This window comes from Metabacillus arenae (assembly GCF_014773385.1).
Classification (GTDB): domain Bacteria; phylum Bacillota; class Bacilli; order Bacillales; family Bacillaceae; genus Metabacillus_D; species Metabacillus_D arenae.
The window spans coordinates 84,883-107,909 of sequence record NZ_JACXAI010000006.1 but is presented as its reverse complement, the minus strand read 5'-3'; the positions used below and the strand labels follow the sequence as shown (position 1 = coordinate 107,909).

Sequence of the window (23,027 nt, the reverse complement as noted above, 5' to 3'; positions counted from 1 at the left end):
TTTTGTTTAAAGAAGATCCTTCCCGATCTCTTATGCAAAAACTTTTCCATCCTCCCATACCACTTGACCTTCAACCATTGTTAATACCGGCCAGCCTTGACACTTCCAGCCTGTAAATGGTGTATTTTTTCCTTTTGATAAAAACTCATCCGGATCAATTGCTTTTTCTTTTTCCAAGTCAATGAGGGTGAGGTCTGCTATTTCATTAATAGCCAGCTTTCCATATGGAAGGTCAAATGCCTGGCAAGGTTTAGTTGTTAGGTAGTCGACAAGTTGTTTCAACGTCCATTTGCTGCCTGCAACAAAATGGGTATACAATAATGGAAATGCTGTTTCAAGCCCTACAATTCCAAATGGTGCAGCACTTAATCCTTCTTGTTTTTCTGCTGTTGTATGCGGAGCATGGTCTGTTGCAATAAAATCAATTGTTCCGTCTAATAAGCCTTCCAATAGGGCCTCTTGATCTTCCTTCCCTCTTAATGGAGGATTCATTTTAAAATTAGCATCTAAGCCTGGGATATCATCTTCACATAATAGCAAGTGATGCGGTGTTACTTCTGCAGTTACCTTTATACCTGCACGTTTGGCATCTCTAACAACTCTTACAGATTCCTTTGTACTAATGTGACATACATGGTAATGGCATCCTGCTGCTTCAGCTAAAAGCACATCGCGTGCAATATGGACTGATTCACAGATGGAAGGAATTCCGTTGAGCTCGTGTTTCTTTGCAAACTCTCCATCATGCACAGATCCTTTGTATATGAGGGAATTGTCTTCGCAATGAGCAACAATGGAATACCCTTTTTCAGCTGCCTGCTTCATCGCTTCAAACATTTTTGCTGCTGTCTGAACTCCAACACCATCATCTGTAAAAGCAAATGCTCCTGCAATTTTAAGTGATTCAAAATCAGTTAATTCTTCTCCTAACTGACGAGTTGTGATCGCTGCATAAGGCAAAACTCGAACCTTTGCGGTCTCTTTAATCTTGCTTGTGACCCATTTCATTTGTTCTTCATTATCGGGTACAGGTCTTGTATTAGGCATTGCAGCAACCGTCGTAAAGCCCCCTCTTGCTGCTGCTTTTGTGCCTGTTTCAATCGTTTCTTTCTTCTCTCCACCCGGCTCTCTTAAATGGACGTGCAAGTCTACCAAACCAGGGGAAACAAGCTTTCCATTTGCATCCATCACATCAGAACCTTCATCATTTAAGCTATCGGCAATTTCAACAATTCGCTTACCGTCAATTTTAATATCTTTCTTTACCATTTCACCTGTTTCATTTAAAATCAAACCGTTTTTAATAATGATGGACATGCTGCCTCTCCCCTTTTCTCAAATGCTCTTTTTAATACAGCCATTCTCACAAAAACACCATTTTGTACTTGTTTAAAAATTCGGGATTTCCCGCACTCTACTAGGCTATTTTCTATTTCAACTCCTCTGTTGACAGGAGCAGGATGCATTATAATAGCTCGAGGCTTCATTAACTTCGCTCTTTCTTTTGTTAACCCATAAGCTTCTAAATATTGATCTGTCTTCTTCTCTTGGTCATGCCTTTCATGCTGAATTCTTAACAGCATGACTACATCGGATTTTTTAATCGCTTGATCTGTATCAGTAATCATCCCTGATGTGTTAAAAGGGTCCATCCACTCTTTTGGCCCGGCAAACATGACATTTGCTCCAAGTCTCTTTAATGTTTCAGCATTTGATCGTGCGACCCGGCTATGACGGATATCTCCGTGAATGGATACTGTTAATCCATCAAAGCGTCCGAATTCTTCATAAATTGTCATGAGATCCAATAAAGATTGAGTAGGGTGATGTCCACACCCATCTCCAGCATTTAAGATCGGAATTTGGACATTTTCAAGCAATTCATCAAAGTAATGATCTTGCGAATGTCTAATGACGCAAGCTTGAGCTCCGATTGCTTCCAGAGTTTTCACCGTATCGTATAATGTTTCTCCTTTTTGAACACTTGATGAATGAGCCTCAAAATTAAGGACCTCAAGCCCTAATTTCTTTTCAGCTACTTCAAAGCTAAAGCGAGTTCTAGTACTCGGTTCAAAAAACAAATTGGCGACAAAAAATTTCTGATCCGGCGCCCAGCCAGCTCCGTTTTTATACTCTTGTGCATCCTCTAAAATCGTCATAATCTCTGTTTCACTTAGATCACTCATTTTTAATAAGTGCTGCATGGAATGAACTCCCCCTCATTTTAGAGTAAAAAAATGCCCTGACAGTCGGCTCAGGGCGTATAAAAGGAGAACGAAGCTATCATCTTCCTCGTCTTCCTTTTACACCCTTTGAAGCCTCTCTGTACTTCGTTAAAAGGTGTATTATGCAATTGAATGTTTTTTATTGCTATTCACTTCATCTTCATTAGAACTAGTACCGACCGATTTTGGCAGGATGGCATTTAGCAGAATGCCGATAATAGCGGCAAGCGCCATCCCATGGAGTTCAAATTCGTCTGAGAACTTGACAAAAGCTCCTCCGATTCCAATAACAAGAATAACGGAGGCTATAATTAAATTTCGTTTATCACCTAAATCAATCTGGCTGTCAATCATCATGCGAAGACCGCTTGATGCAATAATTCCGAATAAGAGGATGGATACCCCTCCCATCACTGGTGATGGAACCGAAGAAATCAGTGCAGATATTTTCCCTATAAACCCAAATCCTATTGCAAAAATGGCTGCTCCGGCGATGACAAACACACTATATACTCTGGTAATCGCTAAAACCCCTATGTTTTCTCCATAAGTTGTATTTGGAGGCCCTCCGAGTATCGAGGCAATCATTGTTGCCGTTCCATCTCCTAATATAGATCGATGTAATCCGGGTTTTTCAATATAATCTCGTCCAACTACTTTACTTAACACAAGTTGATGACCAATGTGCTCAGAAAGAGTAACGAGAGCAACAGGTACCATTAATAGCGCAATTTGCCAAGAAAAAGTTGGCGTATAGTTTACAAAGGGAATGATAAATTCTGGTCTGGAAAACCAATTCGCTTCGACCACCGGCTGTAAGTTTACGATTCCGATAGCCAGTGAGTATCCATAGCCGCAAATAATCCCGATGAGAATAGGAATGAGACTAAAAAACCCTCTGAAGTAGATGGAAAAAATGATGGTTATAAGCAATGTCACTAATGCTGCGGAAAAATGCAGCAAACTGTATTCTTGATTAGGATTATTCATCGCCATATCAACAGCTGTACCTGAAAGACTTAATCCGATGACCACTATCACCGGGCCGACTACAATCGGAGGAAGCATTTTCATGACCCATTGATGTCCTGATGTTTTTATTAGGATGGCAACAAGTCCATAAACAATCCCGGCCATAAAGCTGCCAACCATTGCTCCTCCAGGTCCAAAAGCTGCCTTTGCAGCAATAAGTGGCGCGATAAAAGCAAACGATGATCCAAGATAAGCAGGAACCTGGCCTTTTGTTATAAGTAAGAAAGCGATTGTTCCGACACCACTGGAAATTAATGCTACAGCAGGATCAAGATCTACTAAAAATGGCACTAAAATTGTTGCTCCGAACATCGCAAACAAATGCTGAAAGCTTAATGTTAGCCATGTAATAGGTTTTGGCGTATCACCAACATCTAATATGATTCCTTGTTGTTGTTCTTTCATATGTTATCCCTCCTCTTGCTCTTATAAAAAACCTCTTTGCGAGAAGGTGCAAAGAGGGAATGACAGATTTCACCGGTTATAAAGGCCATGTGAAATCGAGCTTCCCCTTTACAGCCTCACTGGACTACAGTTAAAAGGGATTACCTTTATTTATTTTTTTCGAAAATCGTAACTTGATCGAGTTCGTCTACCTCTTTCAGTGTTACAACAATTTTTTCTGACCCTGAAGTCGGAACATTTTTGCCAACATAATCGGCTCGAATCGGCAGCTCGCGGTGACCTCTGTCAACAAGGACTGCTAATTGAATCTGATTTGGTCTCCCCATATCAACCAATGCATCCATTGCCGCCCTTACTGTTCTCCCAGTATAAAGGACATCATCTACAAGAATTACCTTTTTATTTTCTACATCTACAGGAATATCGGAGCCTTTTACCAGCGGCTCACGATCAGTAGTTTTTGTTGTTAAATCATCCCGATATAATGTGATGTCGAGTTCTCCTACTACAATGGATTTGCCTTCAATTTGTTCAATTCTTTCTGCAAGCCTGCCTGCTAGGTAGATCCCTCTTGTTTTAATACCAACCAGCAGACAGTTTTCAATACCTTTATTATGCTCGATAATTTCATGGGCAATTCTCGTTAAAGCTCTTCTAATTGCCTGTTCATCTAGAACAATGGCCTTCTGGTTCATAAAGTCTCCCCCTATGTTTTCCGATATAAACAAAAAGCCCTCTTGCCTATTTGGCGAGAGGGCATAGATATCCTATATAGCGATAGGAGAACATTGCTTCATTCTGATATCCGTTTCCTTCTCAGCCTCACGGGACTGTGTTAAAGGTTCTTATTCAACTGAATTTATTATTTCAAAAAAACGCGGAGCTGTCAACGGTTTTTTCTCAGCTGCTCAAGCAGCTTTTGAAGCTCCTTAGGCATTTGAGCTTCGAATTCCATATACTTACCTGTTCTGGGATGCTCAAACCCTAAAACAGCTGCATGTAAAGCTTGACCATCCATAGAAATCGTCTTCTTAGGTCCATATTTTGGATCTCCAGCTAACGGAAACCCAATATATTTCATATGAACACGAATTTGATGAGTCCGACCTGTTTCAAGCCTGCATTCAATAAAACTGTAGTTCGTAAAACGTTCTAGCACTTGAAAATGTGTAACTGCCGGCTTACTATTTTCATCTGTAACAGTCATACTTTGCCTGTCCTGCTTATCTCTGCCTATAGGAGCATCTATCGTTCCTTGATCATGGGCGATGACACCGTGGACAATTGCCTTGTACCTTCTTGTTACTGTTTTTTCGACCAATTGATTTACAAGAGATTCATGGGCTAAGTCATTCTTTGCTACCATTAAAAGCCCTGATGTATCTTTATCAATTCTATGGACAATTCCAGGTCGCAAAACACCGTTAATTCCTGATAAATCCTTGCAATGAGCCATCAGCCCATTTACAAGGGTGCCTGATAAATGACCAGGAGCGGGATGAACGACCATCCCCCTTGGCTTATTAACTACTAAAACATCTTGATCTTCATAGTAAATGTCAAGATCTAATTCCTCTGGCAACAAGTCAAGAATCTCCGGTTCAGGTATTTCGACATAAATATGATCCTCTTCTTGACACTTATAATTAGGCTTTACCTGTTTGCCATTTACCTGTACATTGCCCTCTTTTATCCACTGTTGTACCTGAGAACGAGACCATTCCGGTTCATAGGCAGAAATGATCTTATCTATCCGTTCACTTCCTTGCTCTGAAGTGACCTTTATTTCAACTACATTCATCCCCTATGCTCCTTCTCTCTTTTTCCTTCTAACAGCATTTGGATAAACAATAATCCAACCCCAATGCACAAAGAAGCATCCGCAATATTAAAGATTGGAAAATCATAACCAAATATGTATGTGTTGAAGAAATCAACGACTTCTTTTCTAAAAATCCGATCAATAAAATTCCCAATCGCCCCTCCGAGCATGAGGCCTAGGGCCATTCCCATCAGCTTTTCCTTTTTTGCATAACGCTGCATATAATAGATAATCCCAATAATGACGATGACTGTCACAATGTAAAAAAACCACATTTGCCCTTGAAGAATTCCCCAAGCTGCTCCGGTGTTTCGATGAGACGTTATATAGAAAAAATCTTCAATAACAGGTATATTCTCACCAAGTTCCATATTTTTTACAACAAGCCATTTTGTAAGCTGATCCAATAAAATCACACCAGCAGCAATTAAGTAATAGAACACGAAGTTTCCCCAACTTTCCTATTATGTACCCTATGAATTTTATCATAGACGAATCAATCGAGTAAAGAAAGTGTTTGGGCAAAAGGAAATAGCTACGCTTTCTGTTTGCGGAAACAAACGGTAATTACGGTACCAGGTACCTTTGGTACCGTAATTAATTGATTGGATTAATGATATGAATATGAGTTAAAATACTCTGGAGATAACGAGAGGCATTTTCGTTCAAATTGTTCTTGATAAGAGAAATCATAAATTGTTCTCGCTGTTGGGATAATTCGTAATTTATCTAATGGAATTGGTTCACTTGTTAGTTCACAAATTCCATAGCAGCCCTCATCCATTTTCTTTAACGCATATTCAACATCCTGCAGCTCTTCTTTAATATGAAACAGCAGTGTTTTTTCTTGGTGAATCGACATTATTACTTGCGGCATCCGAACTTCCATATCAAAAAGGGAATGTTCAAACAATCGGGAGGTTAACTCTTCGCGCATCAGTTCTAACTCATAACGAATGGAAGCTAAAAGCTCTGGCAATTGAAACAGCTCCTCTCTTGCTCGAGTCGTGGTTGTAATGATAGTGTAACCCGCCATAATCTTCTTCAAGCTGTTAAGAATTTTCCTATCTTATCAATTTTCTGGAGATGAGATATCAGAATGTGGAATAGCTGCAATCATCGGTGAAGGTAATGGAAAGCTGCTGAGAAGAGAACGAAAAGCGCAGAGCGCTAGTCCTTCGGCGACAAGCACAAGGCGAGCCGGCAGGGATTGACCCTGAGACTTAAGGACCGATGGCGCTCGGCCGGCAAAGGCGTCACGGCCTTATGCCTGCCGGCACTAGGACGTCCTGTCCGCCTGCGCTGGACAATGATACCACTCTTTATTACGTTAATATTTTAATTAACTTAAACTTTCTAAACTGACAAGAAAAGGAGCCGCCCCATTATAATCACCAGGGCAGCTCCTATTTCTTTTGTTAAGCATTTGCATAATGTTCTTTTACAATTGAAGCACAACGAAGACAAAGTGTTTGATGATCGGGGTCTTCTCCAACTTCAGGAGTGACGATCCAGCAGCGTTCACATGTTTCACCGTCAGCTTTGTTTACGACTATTTTTACGGTTTCAAAGGTGTGAGCATCTTTTGGAGCTTCTTCATATTTGCCGCCAATTTCAAAGCCTGAAACGATAAACAGCTGTTTCAAATCCTCATTTACAGATTCAAGCAGGTTTGAGCTTTCCTCATTTGGATATAAAGAAATGCTTGCAGCTAAAGATTTGCCGATAACTTTTTCATTTCTTGCTGCTTCTAATGCTTTTAAAACATCATCTCTTAATGCCATAAAGGCATCCCATTTCTTTTCTAATGCATCAGCATTTTCAAGCTTCTGTACATCAGGCATATCTACAAGTTGAACACTTTCTTCCTTAACCGATTCAATATGCTGCCAAACTTCATCAGTTGTATGCGGCAGTATTGGAGTTACCAGTTTTACCAGTGATAAAAGCGTCTCATAAAGCACAGTTTGAATAGCCCGACGATCTTGATGATCAGCACTTTCAATATAGAGAATATCCTTAGCAAAGTCTAAATAGAATGAGCTTAATTCAATTGTACAGAAATTGTGAACAGCATGGTATATTGCCGCATATTCATATTGTTCATAGGACTTTTTCACTTTATCCGTCAGCTTATTAAGTTTTACAAGCATATAACGATCAACATCCCGCAACTCTTCGTAAGGCACTTTGTTTTGATTAGGATCAAAGTCAGCTAAGTTTCCTAGTAAAAAACGGAATGTATTTCGAATCTTTCGATATACTTCAGCAACTTGTTTTAAAATCGCATCCGAAACACGCACATCTGCTTGATAATCAACAGATGCTACCCAAAGGCGAAGGATGTCAGCACCAAGCTGTTTCATAACTTTTGCAGGTACGACAACATTGCCCAATGATTTACTCATTTTTCGGCCATCTCCATCCAAAGCAAATCCATGGCTTAGAATACCTTTGTATGGGGCTTTCCCTGTTACTGCAACAGCTGTTGATAAAGAAGAATTAAACCAGCCGCGATATTGATCAGACCCTTCTAAATAAAGGTCTGCAGGACGAACTAAATCCTCCCGCTCTTCCAGCACAGCCTGATGAGAAGAGCCTGAATCAAACCATACATCCATAATATCCTGCTCTTTCGAAAACTTTCCGTTAGGACTTCCTTCATGAGTAAACCCTTCAGGTAAAAGCTCGTTTGCTTCACGCTCAAACCAAACATTAGAGCCATGCTCGCGGAATAAATTTGATACATGTTCGATCGTTTCATCAGTTATAATGGGTTCACCATTCTCAGCGTAAAAGACAGGAATTGGCACACCCCAAGCTCTTTGACGGGAAATACACCAATCTCCCCGGTCACGAACCATGTTAAACAATCTTGTCTCTCCCCAAGCAGGTACCCATTTTGTTTCTTTTACTGCTTGCATCAGCTCTTCTCTGAAATCTTTTATAGAAGCAAACCATTGTGCTGTTGCTCTGAAAATCGTTGGTTTCTTCGTTCTCCAGTCATGTGGATAGGAGTGTGTAATAAAGCTTAATTTTAATAGAGCGCCTGCTTCATCAAGCTTCTCTGTAATCGGTTTGTTCGCTTCATCATAAAATAACCCTTCAAATCCAGGTGCTTCACCCGTCATATATCCTTTTTCATCTACTGGACAGAGTACATCTAATCCATTTTTCTGGCCAATAATAAAATCATCTTCCCCATGTCCAGGTGCAGTATGAACACAGCCCGTACCAGCATCTGTTGTAACATGTTCACCTAGCATTACTAGAGAATCACGTCCGTATAGAGGGTGCGATGCAACAATATGCTCAAGCTCGCTTCCTTTTAACGTTTTGTCAACGGTGTAAGCTTCCCATTCAACAGCCTTCGCAACAGAGTCAACAAGTGCAGAAGCAACAACATATCGATTTCCTTCCACCTCAACAATGCTGTACTCTAAGTCAGCATGAACAGCTATTCCTAAATTTGCTGGGATCGTCCAAGGAGTCGTCGTCCAAATAATAAATTTTTCACCATTTTTTAAAACATCTTTTCCATCTATTATATCGAAGGCAACATAAATGGATGGAGAACGTTTGTCAGCATATTCAATTTCGGCTTCTGCAAGCGCAGATTCACTTGAAGGAGACCAATAAACTGGTTTTTTACCTTTATAAATGTATCCTTTTTTCGCCATTTCACCGAATACTTTGATTTGCTGTGCTTCATATACTGGTTTTAGGGTAACATAAGGATTATCCCAATCTCCGCGAACACCTAAGCGTTTAAATTGTTCTCTTTGGCTTTCAATTTGCTGCCATGCATATTCTTCACATAGCTTTCTAAATTCAGCTACACTCATCTCTTTGCGTTTTATTTTTTTATTTTTCGTTAAGGCCGTTTCAATTGGAAGACCATGTGTATCCCAGCCTGGGACATATGGTGCATTGTATCCGCTCATCGATTTGTATCGAACAATGAAGTCTTTTAAGATTTTGTTAAGGGCATGACCCATATGAATGTCACCATTTGCATATGGAGGGCCATCATGCAGAACAAACATCGGCCGGCCTTTTGTATGATCTTGAACCTTTTTATAGATGTTCATTTCTTCCCATTTTTCTTGCATTTCCGGCTCTCGATTCGGTAAATTCCCGCGCATTGGAAACGCAGTTTTTGGCATGAGAAGCGTGTCTTTGTATTCCATACCTTTTTCCTCCTATATTTAAAATAAAGCTGTTTTCACAAAATTTGTTACTGCGAACGAAAAGCTCAGGGGAACTAATCCTTCGGCAGCAAGCATAAGCCAATCCGGCAGAAAGGTTGTTCTTTAACCTTTTTGACAGATTAACCTTCTGCTAGTGGCCGATGGCACTTGGAGCTAGACAACGATAACATTTTTTACACATTAATACGTTTAGAAAATAAAAAAAGCCCTCTCATCCCATAAGGGACGAGAAGACTTAGCTCTCGCGGTACCACCCTTTTAGATAAACAGAAAAACACTGATTATCCTCTCCACTATTCGTAACGTGAATGAAACGCCACTGCTTACTCTTTTTCAGCGTGGAACTCAAGGGTGATCTTCATTCTTTTTCCTTTATCGAGCTCCCACCGCCCTCGACTCGCTTTTAAAAGACTTTAAAAGAATTACTGTCCCTATCTTCGCATGTCATTTTATATATCAGCTATTTTGAAGGTATTATATGCGATCAATCACTTAAAAGTCAAGGTTTACACTTTAGACTCTTCTGCCTCGTTGTAAATTGGTTCTACATCATACTCTAATAAATGATCCCAATCGTCATTTTTTAATAAGTCAAGCTGAGCTTCAATAAGCATTTGAAACCGGGTACGGAAAACTTTGGACTGTTTTTTCAATTCTTCAATATCCATTGCAATCCGTCTTGATTTTGATAAAGCTTCATTTATTATCCGATCTGCATTTTTTTCAGCTTCTTTAATAATCAGCTTTGCTTCTTTCTGGGCAGACCGGCGAACTTCTTCTGCTGCTTCTTGAGCGATAAGAATTGATTTATTCATTGTTTCTTCAATATTCTCAAAATGAGTAAGCTTTTCTTTTAAATCATTTACTTTTGATTCCAGTTCTTTTTTTTCACGAATGGCCATTTCAAAATCTTTAATAATTTGATCAAGAAATTCATTTACTTCATCTTCATCATAGCCGCGAAAACCTTTATTGAATTCCTTGTTATGAATATCGAGCGGTGTTAAAGGCAAAACTGCCACCTCCAGTATGTATTAAGAAAAACTGCTGCTTTTCTAACCAACATTATAAATGATATTTCGACAGAGCAGGTGAAAATCCTTCTAAAAACTTTATTTATTTTTGAATCCCGACTACAAGCCGCCATTTATCTTTTTTTGTTTTTCCCTCTACCCCAATTAGCTTGCACCTGCCTATCCCCCTTACTGAGATGGTATCACCCGTGCGGCACTGGAAAGAAGGCTGTTCAACTTTCTTAAAATTCACTTTGACAAGACCGTTTGAAATATAGGGTCCTATTTTCTGCCTAGATAATTTATAGATAGCTGAGGCTACTGCATCTAAGCGGAGTGAGGAAACAGTTGTGGTCATCTCTTCCAGCACTACTTGTTTTTGAAGCATAAGATTTAAAGGAATTTCTTTTAAAGAAATTTTACTTTTACCTATTTCAGTAAAATTCATCCTCAAGTAGTCAGAAACATCCTTTGCCACTACAACCTGAATTCGATCAGCGGCCGTTAAAATATCACCAAACTTTGACCTTTTGAGCCCCAATGACATGAGTGAGCCTAAAACATCACGATGTTGGATCGTAACAAACTTGGAAGGATATTCAAGTTCAAAAAGGACAAGTTCAAAATCATCTTGCAAGGGAGCATAGTATTCTGGATAAAGGAGAGCCCTCTTTCTCTCCGTATCATACAGACCACCTGAAAGCTCTACTCTCACTTCATGATTTTGCCCTACAACTGCCTGTATGATTTCTTGTTCTCTTGGATCAAGAAAATCTGTAAGTTTTGATCGATATTGGTCGGTAACAACTTCTTTCCACTCCATAACCTGATCGAGAAAGTGATGTTCTTCTGGTCTGAAATGCTGGTAAATTGAATTCATCGGTTAATCTCCAAATAATCACATTTAAAAATTACATTTATCTTAATTTATATTGGAATGCGATCGCCAACACAATTAAGAGAAATTTAGACAAGTAACAAAGTTGGATCTTATAAAAAATTTAAAGCTGCTTCATACCCTGACTTTCTAGATGTAAGAGGTCAGAGCCAGGATTTGATGAAATCAGCGAAAGGGCTAATTTCTTTTATATAATCCAAAGTGCTTTGATGAAATTAAACATTCTAAATCGTAAAATAAAAAGGGCACTAAACGTGTCCTCTTTACTATGCAAACATTCTAAAAAGGGCTAATAAACCAGAATCAGCAAATCGCAGCACCAAAATAGCTACGATTGGGGAAATATCTATCATCCCAAGCGAAGGAATAATTCGGCGAAACGGTTCTAAATATGGCTCAACAATACCTGCGAGTAATTGGCCTACTGAAGATTCCCGTGCATTCGGGAGCCAGGACATAAAGATGTAAATAATAATCGCAAATGAGTAAATACTTAATAAACTACTTAAAATTGTATAAAGGGTCCACATTAAATTTTACCACCTCTGATGATGATCTTCTTCTTCTGAAAAAATTTCGGAAATTGACCCGGAAACATCTACATTATCAGGGGTGCAAAGAAAGATATTTGAACCTATCTTTTGAATGTCTCCCCCAATTGCATAAACCGTACCGCTTAAAAAATCAACGATTCTTTTTGCTTGATCGTGCTGAATTCTTTGAAGATTAATGACGACAGCACGTCTGTTTTTTAAATGATCTGCTATTTCTTGGGCCTCTGCATATACACGAGGTTCAAACAAGATAACTTTAGACGATTTTTGAACACTTTGCAAACTTACAACATTATGCTTCGCCTGTGATTTTGCCGAAGATTGAGAAGACGCCCCCCTTTGCTGGCGAATCTCCGGCTCTTCCACCTCCTCAGTTTCAATATATTCATATTCCTCGTCATCTAGAGAAAAAAAGTTTTTAAACTTGTTTTTAATACTCATTGTGTTACACCTCCAGATTCATTTCCTACTAAAGAGGAGCCGATTCGAATAAAGGTTGCTCCTTCCCCAATAGCAATTTCATAATCATTTGACATCCCCATTGAAAGGTCTTGACAAGGTGCATGAGGTAAAGCTAATAATTGGATTTCATTACGTAAATTCCTTAGCCGTCTGAAAGTTTGCCTAATCACTTCTTCATCGTCTGTATTTGGAGCCATTGTCATCAACCCGATAACTGATATATTTTCATACTTCTTTAGCTCCTGAATAAAAGGGATCGTTTCATCAGGCTTAAGGCCATGCTTAGATTCTTCCCCAGATGTATTAACTTGGACAAAGCATTTCACTTTTTTATTTGAACGATTATGAATTTCCTTTGCAAGTGAAAGCCTGTCCAAAGAATGGATGTAGTCTACTTTATCAATTATATTTTTCACTTTTCTAGATTGAAGGCTGCCGATAAAATGCCATATTGGCTGCCCTTCTAATTGCTCATATTTATGAAGAAGCCCATCATCCCTGTTCTCTCCTAAATGAATAACACCATTAGTAAGAGCTTCCTTTGCTCTTTCAACTGAAACATACTTTGTGACAGCAATGATGGTGATCTCTTTCGGATCTCGATTTGATAATGAACAAGCATGATTGATGTTTTTTTTGATTTCAGCTAAATTCTCTTGTACATTCATGGTGCCTAAGATTCCTCCTTTAAACCAATAAAGCTCATCATGCGGCCAGTTTTTCCTCTATCACGCCGGTGTGAAAAAAACAGGTCCGAATGACAGCTTGTACATAAAGAAGAAGAGTGGATCTGTTCTTGCTTTAACCCTGCTTTTAATAAAAGCTGTCTATTTAATTTCTTTAAATCCAGCCTATACTGACCTTTACTCACTTCTTCATAAGGTTTATCGTCAGATTTATGTAGATGTTTATTAACTTGATCCACTACATAATCATCCACTACATAGCAATTTTCACAAATAGACGGTCCAATTACAGCCTGAATTGATTCGATAGCAGAATTTTCTTCTTGTTTCCACCTCTGAATCATCTTACCGGCAATATTAGCAACAGTTCCCTTCCAGCCGGCATGGACAACTCCAACTAATTTTTTATCATGATCATAAAAATAGATTGGCACACAGTCTGCATAGCAAAGAACTAATAACAAGCCTTTTTCCCCAGTATATAGTCCATCGGTGTCCTGAATACTTGTAAGATACTCTGTTGCACCCTTTCCAGCATCTAGCCTTGACACTTTTTTAATTCGGTCCTTATGCGTTTGTTCAGCGCATACCCAGCTCTCAAGTGGAAAAGAAAGAAAGTCTGCGATTCTTCTTCGATTGTTTATGACGTCTTCTGGATCATCATGGACATGTAAGCCTGTATTTAATGATTCAAAATGAGACTTGCTGACTCCGCCATTTTTTGTAGAAAATCCTGCGACTACGTCTTTTAATTGCGTAATCTTTAATATGGATTGATTTTCATGTGAAAAGGAATTTGTCATTTTTCTCCTTCCCTTTCCGCATATATGTCGTTTTATGGGATAGCTCACCCACTTATTTTACCACATCTTTCCCTTGACGTTTAGGTTACAACATAAATTATTCGTCAATTTGTTCGACATTCCTGTTCATTCGGACTAAAATGACATCTTCCCCAACCTTTACGATATTTCTCCAAGGGATAATAAACTCTTCTTCACGACCGAAGAAACCAAGTACCTTACCGGATCCAACGATAATGATTGCCTGAATTTTCCCAGTAGTCACATTGATATCAAAGTCTCCAATAGCGCCGAGTTTTTTTCCATCAGAGACATTGACAACATCCTTTGTCTGAAATTCTGATATATTCATCAATTTATGATCCCCTCATTTCGCTCAAAATGTCCTTTATATAATGTATGTTGTCATGACTCTTTGCATGATTGTGGTTTTACCTTTTATTTAAAACGAAATTCAAGAAGGATAAGTCACAGTTGAATTATTTGGAGTTGATGGAGCTAGGTGATTTGTTGCCGTGTGAAAACGTTAATGTCTTATTCAATATGAACTTTTTAGTATAAAAAAACTGCCCTTAACAGGCAGTTTTCATTGTTGGATATTCTTATTCATTTGTTTTATTGCTGCTTTTTCCAGTCTAGATACTTGAGCTTGTGATATACCAATTTCTTCAGCGACTTCCATTTGTGTTTTACCCTGAAAGAACCTTTTTCTAAGGATGAGTTTTTCCCTGTCATTTAACCGTCTCATGCCTTCTTTTAAAGCAAGCTCCTCGATCCAATGACTATCTTTGTTTCTTTCATCGCTCAGCTGGTCCATGACAAAAATTGGATCACCGCCATCATTATATATTGGTTCAAATAAGGAGACAGGATCTTGAATGGCATCTAGAGCGAATACAATTTCTTCATGTGAAACCTCTAATACTTTTGCTATTTCCTCTGCTGTTGGTTCTCTTGAGGTTTCACTCATTAATTTTTCTCTTACTTGGAGTGCTTTATAGGCGATATCTCGCAAGGACCTTGATACTCTGATCGGATTGTTATCCCTTAAATACCTTCGAATCTCTCCGATAATCATTGGTACAGCATATGTTGAAAATTTTACATTTTGGCTTAAATCAAAATTATCAATAGATTTCATTAGTCCTATACAACCAACCTGAAAAAGATCGTCAACAAATTCGCCTCTGTTATTAAACCTTTGGATAACGCTTAAGACCAGCCTCAGGTTTCCATTAACTAGCTTTTCTCTTGCTGTTATATCACCGCTTTGCATTTCTCTGAATAGCCGTCTCATCTCTTCATTTTTTAAGACGGGAAGCTTTGAGGTATCCACTCCACAGATTTCGACTTTATTTCTTGTCACATCTTTCCCTCCCACCAGGAGTTGCTGTTCAAAGTTAAGTATCTCCTCGAGTGGGAAAAATATGCACAAGTAAAAAAGGGGAAATCGCCCTAAAACCTGTAAACATTTGTAAAGCTTGGCTTTAATAGCAAAAAAATTTTTTTAGCTCAAAATTTTTCTACTTATGTGATTCTGGAGGTGAGATGGGAGAGGTGAGATTTGTTGAAATTAGTGAAAAAGCTGATTTCTTTTTATAAAAACCCACGCTTTACCTTTTTATTCTTTAGTGAAATTACACCTTTGAATTTAAGGCAATCGGCGGCACTCCGATTGCTTCTATTCTGACCTCTCATTTCTCATCTCTAGAGATAGGAGGTGGGAATTGATGAAATCAAACGAAAGAGCTGATTTCTTTTTTCGCAATGTCAAAAGCCAATCCGGCTGGATAGTTAAAGAACAACCATTCAGCCGGATTGGCTTTTGTTTTTAGCCGAAGGACCAGCGCCTTGCACTTTTTGTTGTTTTTCTAGAACATTAAGTAGTACTTCACACCATTTTGTTAAATTCTTTTTTCAATCTTTTTATAATCCGCTTTTCGAGTCTTGAAATATAGGATTGGGAAATTCCCAGCATATCTGCTACATCTTTTTGGGTTTTTTCTTCTCCGCCCTGCAAACCAAAGCGAAGCTCCATAATTTGCTTTTCGCGATCATTTAACTGTTGTAAGGCCTTTAAAAGCAGCTTTTTATCGACATTGGCTTCCAAATCCTTTGTAATAATATCTTCTTCTGTTCCTAAGACATCTGACAAAAGTAATTCATTTCCATCCCAATCAATGTTGAGAGGCTCATCAAAGGAAACTTCCGAACGGATTTTATTGTTTCTTCTTAAGAACATTAAAATCTCATTTTCTATACATCTTGATGCATATGTAGCGAGCTTGATTTTTTTCTCTGGATTAAATGTATTAACAGCTTTAATGAGGCCGATTGTTCCAATACTGATTAAATCTTCAATATTGATTCCTGTATTCTCAAATTTTCGGGCGATATACACAACCAGCCTTAAGTTACGTTCAATAAGGATGGCTCTTGCTGCTTGATCCCCTGCGGGCAATTTTATTAAAAGAACCTCTTCTTCCTCTTTTGAAAGCGGCGGTGGCAGAGCTTCGCTTCCACCGATGTAATAGATCTCATCCGTTTTAATTCCCAATTTAATTAAGAGCTTATACCAAAGATAAGTTAACCGAAGCTTAAGTTTTTTCATTGTCCTCTCCCTTCTATTTTTCTAAAGTGTGAGTAAGATAATACTATTAATAACAAATTAGGAAACTTGCTGACTCGTATTCTGGAGCATTTTAGGATGAACAATGCACTCATAATCACCATCTGTTGAAAGATTAGTTGCATTCAATCCAATTAACGCTTTTTTTACTGTGTATGTCTCTGTTTTACTTGTTAGGACAATTGATTCAGGCTTTAAAGCTAGTAAAAACTGATGACTTTGTCCAACTCCTCGATAAGGAATTAGGCGAATCCGGTTTGCAAGCGGAAAATCATCCTCAGTGTCGGGAGTAGAGAAAACATTCATCACATCCTGGTTCAACACATGATCCACCAATCGTTCTGGCAGATGATGTGCAATTTTGTTAACATCCAAAATCATGACGGGATTTTTCGTGATAGGGTCATACAGTTGGTTTCCGCTATCAATCAATCCTCTGATTTGCATGTGAATATCTTTTGTCAGATAAATAGACACTTGAATGATTTCATCATACTGAATTTTCTTCGTTTCCAGGTCATCTATTCTTTTTCTAGAAAAATACCATATCGCCGGAAATCCAAGTACTACGAAAAGCCAGCTTATCGGATCTCCAAAACCGGAAGTTTGAGTCATGAGAACCCCATCCACAATTTGATTTTCAGTTTGAAGAAAATAATGAAAGCCTAGCATGCCTCCGCCAACCATAAATGTTACAAAATAGAATGTTAAAGTATTTTGAACAAAATACCGGAATCGTTTAAAACCAAATGCAGAGTAAACCATTAAAAGAGAAATAATCATTTTTCCAAAAGGATGTGTGACATAATAAGATAACGGTGAGAACATAAAGAGCACAATACTTGCTCCAATCAAACCTCCAATTACTAAACGCCATTTAATGATCTTTCTTTTTAAGAGAATTCCAGTCAACAAGAGAAGGAGCAAATCAAAACAGAAGTTTAAAAACCATATCACATCTAAATAAATAGCCAAAAAGCGTCCATCCCTTATTTGTATTTCGCGAATGATTTCTCTACTACTCATGTGCTGTTTGAAACTAGTATAAAGCAGAGGGGATGAGGAAGTCTGTCACTTGATGTTGCGTAAAACCTACAATTTTTGAGAGATATGATAAGTTTTTGTCGTTTAAGTCTCCTCTTATTTTTACGTGAGAATGTACTAAATAGAACTGGTATTTATAGAAGTGAGAGGTTAGAGGCGGGAATTGATATACGGATGTACGGTACCTGGTACCCAAAGGTACCTGGTACCTTGCTGTTGTTAATTATTTTAAGGTTTCTTTACGTTAATAAACAGTTTTCCTACTGCTGTTTCCCTCGTATCATGACCAAATTCATCTATAGCAATAACTTCTATTTCTGCCCCATCTGCTTTTAAGTTAGATGGTGCTGTCCAGTAGCCAACATAGTAGCCTGGAGATGCTTCTCTCATTGGCAGTTCATTAGCATTTTGTATAGACGCTTTCGCATTTGTCAAAGGCATGCGAATAATGAAGGTCGCATCCAACCCAGGGGCACTATCAAATTCTATTTTGACCGATTCTCCTGATTTCAAATAATGGTCTTCGGTTGGCTTCACATTTTCAAGTATAGGAGCTTCAAAATTTACATCTATCGTAACCTTTTTATTTACCCGATTTCCCGCTTTATCTTGAGCCACTACTTTTATTACATTTGTGCCGTTTTCAAGTAAAATTCTACGGCTGTATTCTCCATTTTCTATCTTTGCTTTTTTGCCATTTACCTTTACCCAAGCAAGATTTTCATCTTGAACGGTTCCTTCCACTGTAGCTGCTTCAGAATTCAGTTTGTCACCATTTTTAGGACTATCTATTGTTAATTTAGGCTTACTTTGATCAAGTGTCACTTTAACTGCTTCTGAAGCATCTGTCATACCAGCACCTGTTGACGCTTTGGCAGTTAAAATATTCTCACCATTTTGTAAGGTAACTTCAGAAGAGAACGTTCCATCTTCAGTTGTTTCTGCAAAAGCAGCTTCTTTTTTCCCATTGTAAATATGGACTTGTGTTGTCGGAGCTGAATTTCCTTCAATGGTGATTCGCTCCTCACTTGTATATGATCCGTCTTTTGGTGAAGTGATTTCTGGAGCTGTCACTTCATAATTAACTCCTGCACGGATCATATAATTTCCTTCCTCTTCTGCTGAAGGTGACCACATTCCACCTGTAAATTGCCAGCTTCGGCCAGCATTTTCACCATCTTCATCTGTTCCCAATCCTGGGGCATTTGGATTTGGAGCAGATTGGAAATAAACCATGTAGAAGTCACCGTCTACCATAATTCCATGCTCAGACAAGTCAACTTCTGTCCATTCCCCATTTCGAAGGGCTGTCGCGTCAAAAGGACCGGCTAATTTCTTGCCAGGCGCATCATCAGTACCAGAAGTATCATAAATGGCTACTTGAAAGTCTGTTCCTCCAGGTACTGGCCATTCTGTATTCCAGAAACGGAACATTCCAGATGTGATCATTGCTCTTTCTTTTCCTTCAGCAAGGCTCATTTTTACAGCCCATCCACTGCCTGCATCAAAAAATGCACGAGCATTTTCAGCGGTTCCATCATCATACCCAATTTCACCAGGATATCCGATGTATGGCTTTAGTTCGAAGTTTTGCACAGTTGTTTCATCCCTAACTTCTATTGTAGCTTCCTGACTGTAGAAAGAAGGAGCAATTATTTTAAGAGTATATGTGCCTTCATATGCATTCAGGGAATATTCGCCGTTTTCGTTTGTTTTCACAGGAGTAATTGCTGCATCCTCAACAAGATAGATGGTCGCACCCGATACAGGCTCACTTGTAGCTAAGCTTGTAACAACTCCACTTACTTGGCCTTTGGGCAATTCTTCTAAGATAAAGTTAGCTTCTGTTACCCCATCTCGTTCAACTGTGACGGGCTTGGTTAGAGAACGGTATCCATAAGCCTCTGCTTGTAATGTATAATCACCAGCCCCATGAGTAAGCTCATAACTTCCATCTTGCAAGCTTGAATAAGTGGATTTCCCCGTCTCAAGTACACTTACTTGTGCTTTCATTGGAAGTATGGCCGGCTTTGCGTCATGATCAATTTGCTCTTTTGTTATCACAAGTTGTTTAAAAGGCTTCATTTTGTCTGGATTGACTTTTTCTTTTTTAGATTTTACAGAAGCTTTGGCTTTTTCTTGCTTAGTTATCCCTAACTGTGCTTTATTTGTTGAACCTATTGCTTCATTGGAAAGTTTCACATCATCCAAGTACCATCCTTGCTTAACTACACTGCCATCTGTTGTAACGTTAAAAGAAATGTAAATTCTTTCGCCAGCATATTCTGACAAATCGATTTCTCCATCTATCCATCCGCTGGTTGTGCCATTAACTCGGAGGAGTTGTGTCCAGTTTTCTTGATCAGTTGAAACAAACACATGACCGAAATCATAATTGTTTTCAAGTTCATGCCACTGTTTAAATTGCAAGTAAGCCGAGCTATTTTCTGGTAAGTCAATCGGCGGCATTAATAAATTCATATTAGCCGAGCTTTGATAGTTCCCATCAATATTTGTTGCATAAACTTTCTCACCTGAAACTGCATTCCCAGGACCAGTTGTAGGTATCCCCCACTCCCATACATTTTTTGTTCCGTTTGAATTCCATCCAGTTGGATGTGATTCAAAGTCTTGTTCATATCCAACAGAAATGCCTGGCAATACCGCTACTTGGTACGTTTCTGATTCGACTGAATTTGCGCCAAAATCATCGATAGCCCATTTATAAGTTAGCTGTTCGCCAGATACGGCATCCCCAGGAATGACAGCTTCATAGACTCCGCTCTTGAAATCTCCTTCTGATCGGACAGCTTCAATAGTCTCCCAGTTTCCATCCCCTGTATGAAATGCGAGCGTTACGTTTATAACAGAAATATTATCTTGAACTTCAATTGAAAGGGGTAAGTTCAAACCAAAGAAGGTTTCTTCTGGAGCTTGATGCTTGAATGTAGGGGCATCTAGGTCTTCCCCTTCTTTCGCTACTTGCCCTTTTACTTTACCTAATCCTGTTAAGAGAGATGCAACGGCATCATGTGCATTTACCAACCCATGACCATAACCATTGTTTGGTGATTCCGGGAAAGTAGAATCGGTTAGAGGCGTGGCAGTAGCAAGCAAAATTTCTTCGATTTCATCTACTGTTAAAGAAGCATCAACTTGTCTAAGAAGTGCGGCAATAGCAGAAACATGCGGTCCTGCCATTGACGTCCCATTCCATCCGCCTTCATAATTGCTTCCTGGAACAGCTGAACGGATATTTACACCTGGTGCAGATATTTCGGGCTTCACTTCATCATATGGAGAAGGTCCTTGTAAGGAAAAGCTTGCTAACAAATTATTTATGTCGGTAGCTCCCGTTGCAAAAGATTCAGGGTAATTTGCAGGGTTTGCTACTGATTCAGGACCTCCTGGGTTCGTTAGAGTGGTGTTCCCAGCTGAAAATTCAGGGAAAATATCAGCAGCACGCCAAGTTTGGACCATTTCCCGGTACCATTCATCTAGTCCAGGTCCCCCACCCCAAGAATTGTTTACAACATCAGGAGCCATTTCTGGATGAGGGTTGCCTTCTGCATCTTTAGGTGCTAGTATCCATTCCCCTGCTTCTAAAATGTCTACATCTGTTCCCCCGTTTTCAGAAAAAGCTTTTACAGCAATCCATTTTGCGCCTGGGGCTACACCTATTTGATTTGATCCATCTGGCTCTGACCCAACCATTGTCCCAGTTACATGTGTACCATGACCATTATCATCATATGGGGCTGCTTCTCCAACTGTTGCATCAAACCAGTTAAACTCATGATTCAGCTGTTCTGGGTTACCAGAATGGTATCCTCTGTACTTTTCCTTTAATGCCGGATGATCCCACTGAACACCAGTATCAATCGAGGCAACGACCGTTCCTGTTCCATCAATACCCATTTCCCAGACAGACGGAGCACCAACTCTGTCAATATTCCATTCAATTGAATTAGTTGATGCTTTCGTTTTCATAGCTTTATTAGCAGTTGATTTTACATCAACCTTTACATTTTCAACGCCTGCGTGTAATTCCCTCGTTTCATTAGGAAGGACTTTCTCAACTTCAGGAAAAGCAGCAATTTGTTCCATTATTGTTTTACCCGCTGTAACTGCCATCCCATTTACAATATAGAATGATTGAATGTCTTCAACTTTTCCATCTTTTTGTTGCTTTTCAAGAAATACTTTTAGGTTAGCTTGTGTTTCAGCTGCCTTAGAACGAAGAGCAGAAACGATTGCAGACCTCTTTTCCAATTCAGTTTGAAGGGACAAGGCTTTTTTCTGTTTAGCTTTTTCGGCTGCTTTTTTTGCCACTTCAACTGAATTTACTTGATCCTTTAATTTGATTAAAAACGTTACTTTTTCTTCTTTTTTATACTGATTATAAAGAGATTGAGTTATTTTCGATTTTAATGATTTTGTTTCACTGACTTGTTCTTTTAATGAAACTGAGTTTGAATTGATTTGACCTGATACCATTCCAGGAAAAAATAAAGAGAAAACTAGTGTGAAATTAAAAATGAGATACATTGTTTTTCTGAGTGATATCATCAACTATTTCTCCTCTCTCAAGTTCATTTAATCAGCTAACTTGCTCCTCCTTTCAATTCAAATCTTTACTATGTAATTCTAAGCAGCTACAATTATCGTACATAAGGAAATAGATGATTTATGTCATTTTATGACGCAATATTCTCTATTTTCAGAATTTAGTAATAATGGAGGTAAAATACAAGATTAGGAAATTGGGGAAAAAGACTGCTTCGAGGAAGGCCAACGGTCCAAATGGTTAAAAAATAAGATAAATGGAGGAATATCCCATTACCTTTTCCCTATAATAAAAATTATGAGTTTATAAGTTTATGAAAAATCCTTATTTTGAACCTTTTTACCTCTATTTTTAGAACAGGATTGCTTTTGATTAAAGAGAGTCTAAAGAATGAGATAATTGTTATTTTTAGGGAAAAAGATCTCTCTAATTTGACTTTTACTATATGAATTAAGAACTGTTTGACATAAATGCTTATATCATAAAAAAGATTCCTATCATTAAGCAGAAACTTTAAGCCTATTAAACAATTAAAAGAGCATGGTCTTTTTAACCATGCTCTTAATTGGATTTAGAATTTTTAAATTTAATTAAACCGGTACCAATAGTTAGGACACGGTATTTTCGCCATTGTCATAAGAAATGCCGCCAATACCCTGTCAGCGCCAAGCCCGCT

The 23,027-nt window shown here is 38.7% G+C and carries 19 protein-coding genes and 1 other annotated feature; all 19 genes read right to left on the bottom strand.

The window, feature by feature from the left end; translation table 11 throughout:
* Positions 1-30: 30 nt before the first annotated feature.
* Positions 31-1,317: a dihydroorotase gene (locus IC621_RS06960; RefSeq protein WP_191157072.1), complete on the bottom strand. Its 1,287-nt coding sequence runs from the start codon at positions 1,315-1,317 to the stop codon at positions 31-33.
* Entirely contained in the window at positions 1,290-2,204 is a 915-nt protein-coding gene (locus tag IC621_RS06955; protein ID WP_191157070.1) for an aspartate carbamoyltransferase catalytic subunit, read from the bottom strand. Before IC621_RS06955 ends, IC621_RS06960 begins: the two co-directional genes overlap by 28 nt.
* A gap of 141 nt (positions 2,205-2,345) precedes the next feature.
* Positions 2,346-3,662, bottom strand: coding sequence for a solute carrier family 23 protein (locus tag IC621_RS06950; protein WP_191157068.1), 1,317 nt, complete (start codon positions 3,660-3,662; stop codon positions 2,346-2,348).
* A gap of 146 nt (positions 3,663-3,808) precedes the next feature.
* Positions 3,809-4,357 (bottom strand): bifunctional pyr operon transcriptional regulator/uracil phosphoribosyltransferase PyrR, encoded by a 549-nt coding sequence (gene pyrR, locus IC621_RS06945; protein WP_191157066.1) that lies wholly within the window; start codon positions 4,355-4,357, stop codon positions 3,809-3,811.
* 191 nt (positions 4,358-4,548) lie between these two features.
* Positions 4,549-5,463, bottom strand: a complete 915-nt coding sequence (locus IC621_RS06940; RefSeq protein ID WP_191157064.1) for an RluA family pseudouridine synthase — start codon at positions 5,461-5,463, stop codon at positions 4,549-4,551.
* Entirely contained in the window at positions 5,460-5,927 is a 468-nt protein-coding gene (lspA, locus tag IC621_RS06935) for a signal peptidase II (RefSeq protein ID WP_191157062.1), read from the bottom strand. The genes IC621_RS06940 and lspA overlap by 4 nt, the downstream gene beginning before the upstream one ends.
* A gap of 167 nt (positions 5,928-6,094) precedes the next feature.
* Positions 6,095-6,463, bottom strand: a complete 369-nt coding sequence (locus IC621_RS06930) for a TraR/DksA family transcriptional regulator (protein ID WP_191157287.1) — start codon at positions 6,461-6,463, stop codon at positions 6,095-6,097.
* A gap of 439 nt (positions 6,464-6,902) precedes the next feature.
* Positions 6,903-9,674, bottom strand: coding sequence for an isoleucine--tRNA ligase (ileS, locus tag IC621_RS06925; RefSeq protein WP_191157060.1), 2,772 nt, complete (start codon positions 9,672-9,674; stop codon positions 6,903-6,905).
* Positions 9,675-9,913: 239 nt separating this feature from the next.
* Positions 9,914-10,142 (bottom strand) — a binding site (T-box leader).
* A 59-nt stretch (positions 10,143-10,201) separates the two neighbouring features.
* The gene (locus tag IC621_RS06920) at positions 10,202-10,708 is read right to left on the bottom strand and encodes a DivIVA domain-containing protein (protein ID WP_191157058.1); all 507 of its coding nucleotides are present in this window, start codon (positions 10,706-10,708) and stop codon (positions 10,202-10,204) included.
* 103 nt (positions 10,709-10,811) lie between these two features.
* Positions 10,812-11,588, bottom strand: a complete 777-nt coding sequence (locus IC621_RS06915; protein WP_191157057.1) for a YlmH family RNA-binding protein — start codon at positions 11,586-11,588, stop codon at positions 10,812-10,814.
* Positions 11,589-11,872: 284 nt separating this feature from the next.
* Positions 11,873-12,136, bottom strand: coding sequence for a YggT family protein (locus tag IC621_RS06910; protein ID WP_191157055.1), 264 nt, complete (start codon positions 12,134-12,136; stop codon positions 11,873-11,875).
* A gap of 6 nt (positions 12,137-12,142) precedes the next feature.
* Positions 12,143-12,601, bottom strand: a complete 459-nt coding sequence (locus tag IC621_RS06905; RefSeq protein ID WP_191157053.1) for a cell division protein SepF — start codon at positions 12,599-12,601, stop codon at positions 12,143-12,145.
* Positions 12,598-13,290, bottom strand: a complete 693-nt coding sequence (locus IC621_RS06900) for a YggS family pyridoxal phosphate-dependent enzyme (protein WP_191157051.1) — start codon at positions 13,288-13,290, stop codon at positions 12,598-12,600. Before IC621_RS06900 ends, IC621_RS06905 begins: the two co-directional genes overlap by 4 nt.
* A gap of 5 nt (positions 13,291-13,295) precedes the next feature.
* The gene (pgeF, locus tag IC621_RS06895; RefSeq protein WP_191157049.1) at positions 13,296-14,111 is read right to left on the bottom strand and encodes a peptidoglycan editing factor PgeF; all 816 of its coding nucleotides are present in this window, start codon (positions 14,109-14,111) and stop codon (positions 13,296-13,298) included.
* A gap of 97 nt (positions 14,112-14,208) precedes the next feature.
* Entirely contained in the window at positions 14,209-14,466 is a 258-nt protein-coding gene (locus IC621_RS06890; RefSeq protein WP_191157047.1) for a YlmC/YmxH family sporulation protein, read from the bottom strand.
* A 231-nt stretch (positions 14,467-14,697) separates the two neighbouring features.
* The gene (sigG, locus tag IC621_RS06885) at positions 14,698-15,546 is read right to left on the bottom strand and encodes an RNA polymerase sporulation sigma factor SigG (protein ID WP_318153015.1); all 849 of its coding nucleotides are present in this window, start codon (positions 15,544-15,546) and stop codon (positions 14,698-14,700) included.
* A gap of 456 nt (positions 15,547-16,002) precedes the next feature.
* Positions 16,003-16,722: an RNA polymerase sporulation sigma factor SigE gene (sigE, locus tag IC621_RS06880; RefSeq protein ID WP_191157043.1), complete on the bottom strand. Its 720-nt coding sequence runs from the start codon at positions 16,720-16,722 to the stop codon at positions 16,003-16,005.
* A gap of 57 nt (positions 16,723-16,779) precedes the next feature.
* A complete protein-coding gene (spoIIGA, locus tag IC621_RS06875; RefSeq protein WP_191157041.1) occupies positions 16,780-17,715 on the bottom strand; it encodes a sigma-E processing peptidase SpoIIGA in 936 nt (311 codons plus the stop codon).
* Positions 17,716-18,012: 297 nt separating this feature from the next.
* Positions 18,013-22,353 (bottom strand): S8 family peptidase, encoded by a 4,341-nt coding sequence (locus tag IC621_RS06870; protein WP_191157039.1) that lies wholly within the window; start codon positions 22,351-22,353, stop codon positions 18,013-18,015.
* Between the last annotated feature and the right edge of the window lie 674 nt (positions 22,354-23,027).

Coding starts and splice junctions, on each gene's coding strand:
- IC621_RS06900 (WP_191157051.1), bottom strand. CDS start 13,290: ATGAATGTACAAGAGAATTTAGCTGAAATCAAAAAAAACATCAATCAT.
- IC621_RS06905 (WP_191157053.1), bottom strand. CDS start 12,601: ATGAGTATTAAAAACAAGTTTAAAAACTTTTTTTCTCTAGATGACGAG.
- pyrR (WP_191157066.1), bottom strand. CDS start 4,357: ATGAACCAGAAGGCCATTGTTCTAGATGAACAGGCAATTAGAAGAGCT.
- IC621_RS06915 (WP_191157057.1), bottom strand. CDS start 11,588: ATGAATTCAATTTACCAGCATTTCAGACCAGAAGAACATCACTTTCTC.
- IC621_RS06870 (WP_191157039.1), bottom strand. CDS start 22,353: ATGATATCACTCAGAAAAACAATGTATCTCATTTTTAATTTCACACTA.
- IC621_RS06910 (WP_191157055.1), bottom strand. CDS start 12,136: ATGTGGACCCTTTATACAATTTTAAGTAGTTTATTAAGTATTTACTCA.
- IC621_RS06950 (WP_191157068.1), bottom strand. CDS start 3,662: ATGAAAGAACAACAACAAGGAATCATATTAGATGTTGGTGATACGCCA.
- IC621_RS06955 (WP_191157070.1), bottom strand. CDS start 2,204: ATGCAGCACTTATTAAAAATGAGTGATCTAAGTGAAACAGAGATTATG.
- pgeF (WP_191157049.1), bottom strand. CDS start 14,111: ATGACAAATTCCTTTTCACATGAAAATCAATCCATATTAAAGATTACG.
- IC621_RS06960 (WP_191157072.1), bottom strand. CDS start 1,317: ATGTCCATCATTATTAAAAACGGTTTGATTTTAAATGAAACAGGTGAA.
- ileS (WP_191157060.1), bottom strand. CDS start 9,674: ATGGAATACAAAGACACGCTTCTCATGCCAAAAACTGCGTTTCCAATG.
- sigE (WP_191157043.1), bottom strand. CDS start 16,722: ATGAAAAAACTTAAGCTTCGGTTAACTTATCTTTGGTATAAGCTCTTA.
- IC621_RS06940 (WP_191157064.1), bottom strand. CDS start 5,463: ATGAATGTAGTTGAAATAAAGGTCACTTCAGAGCAAGGAAGTGAACGG.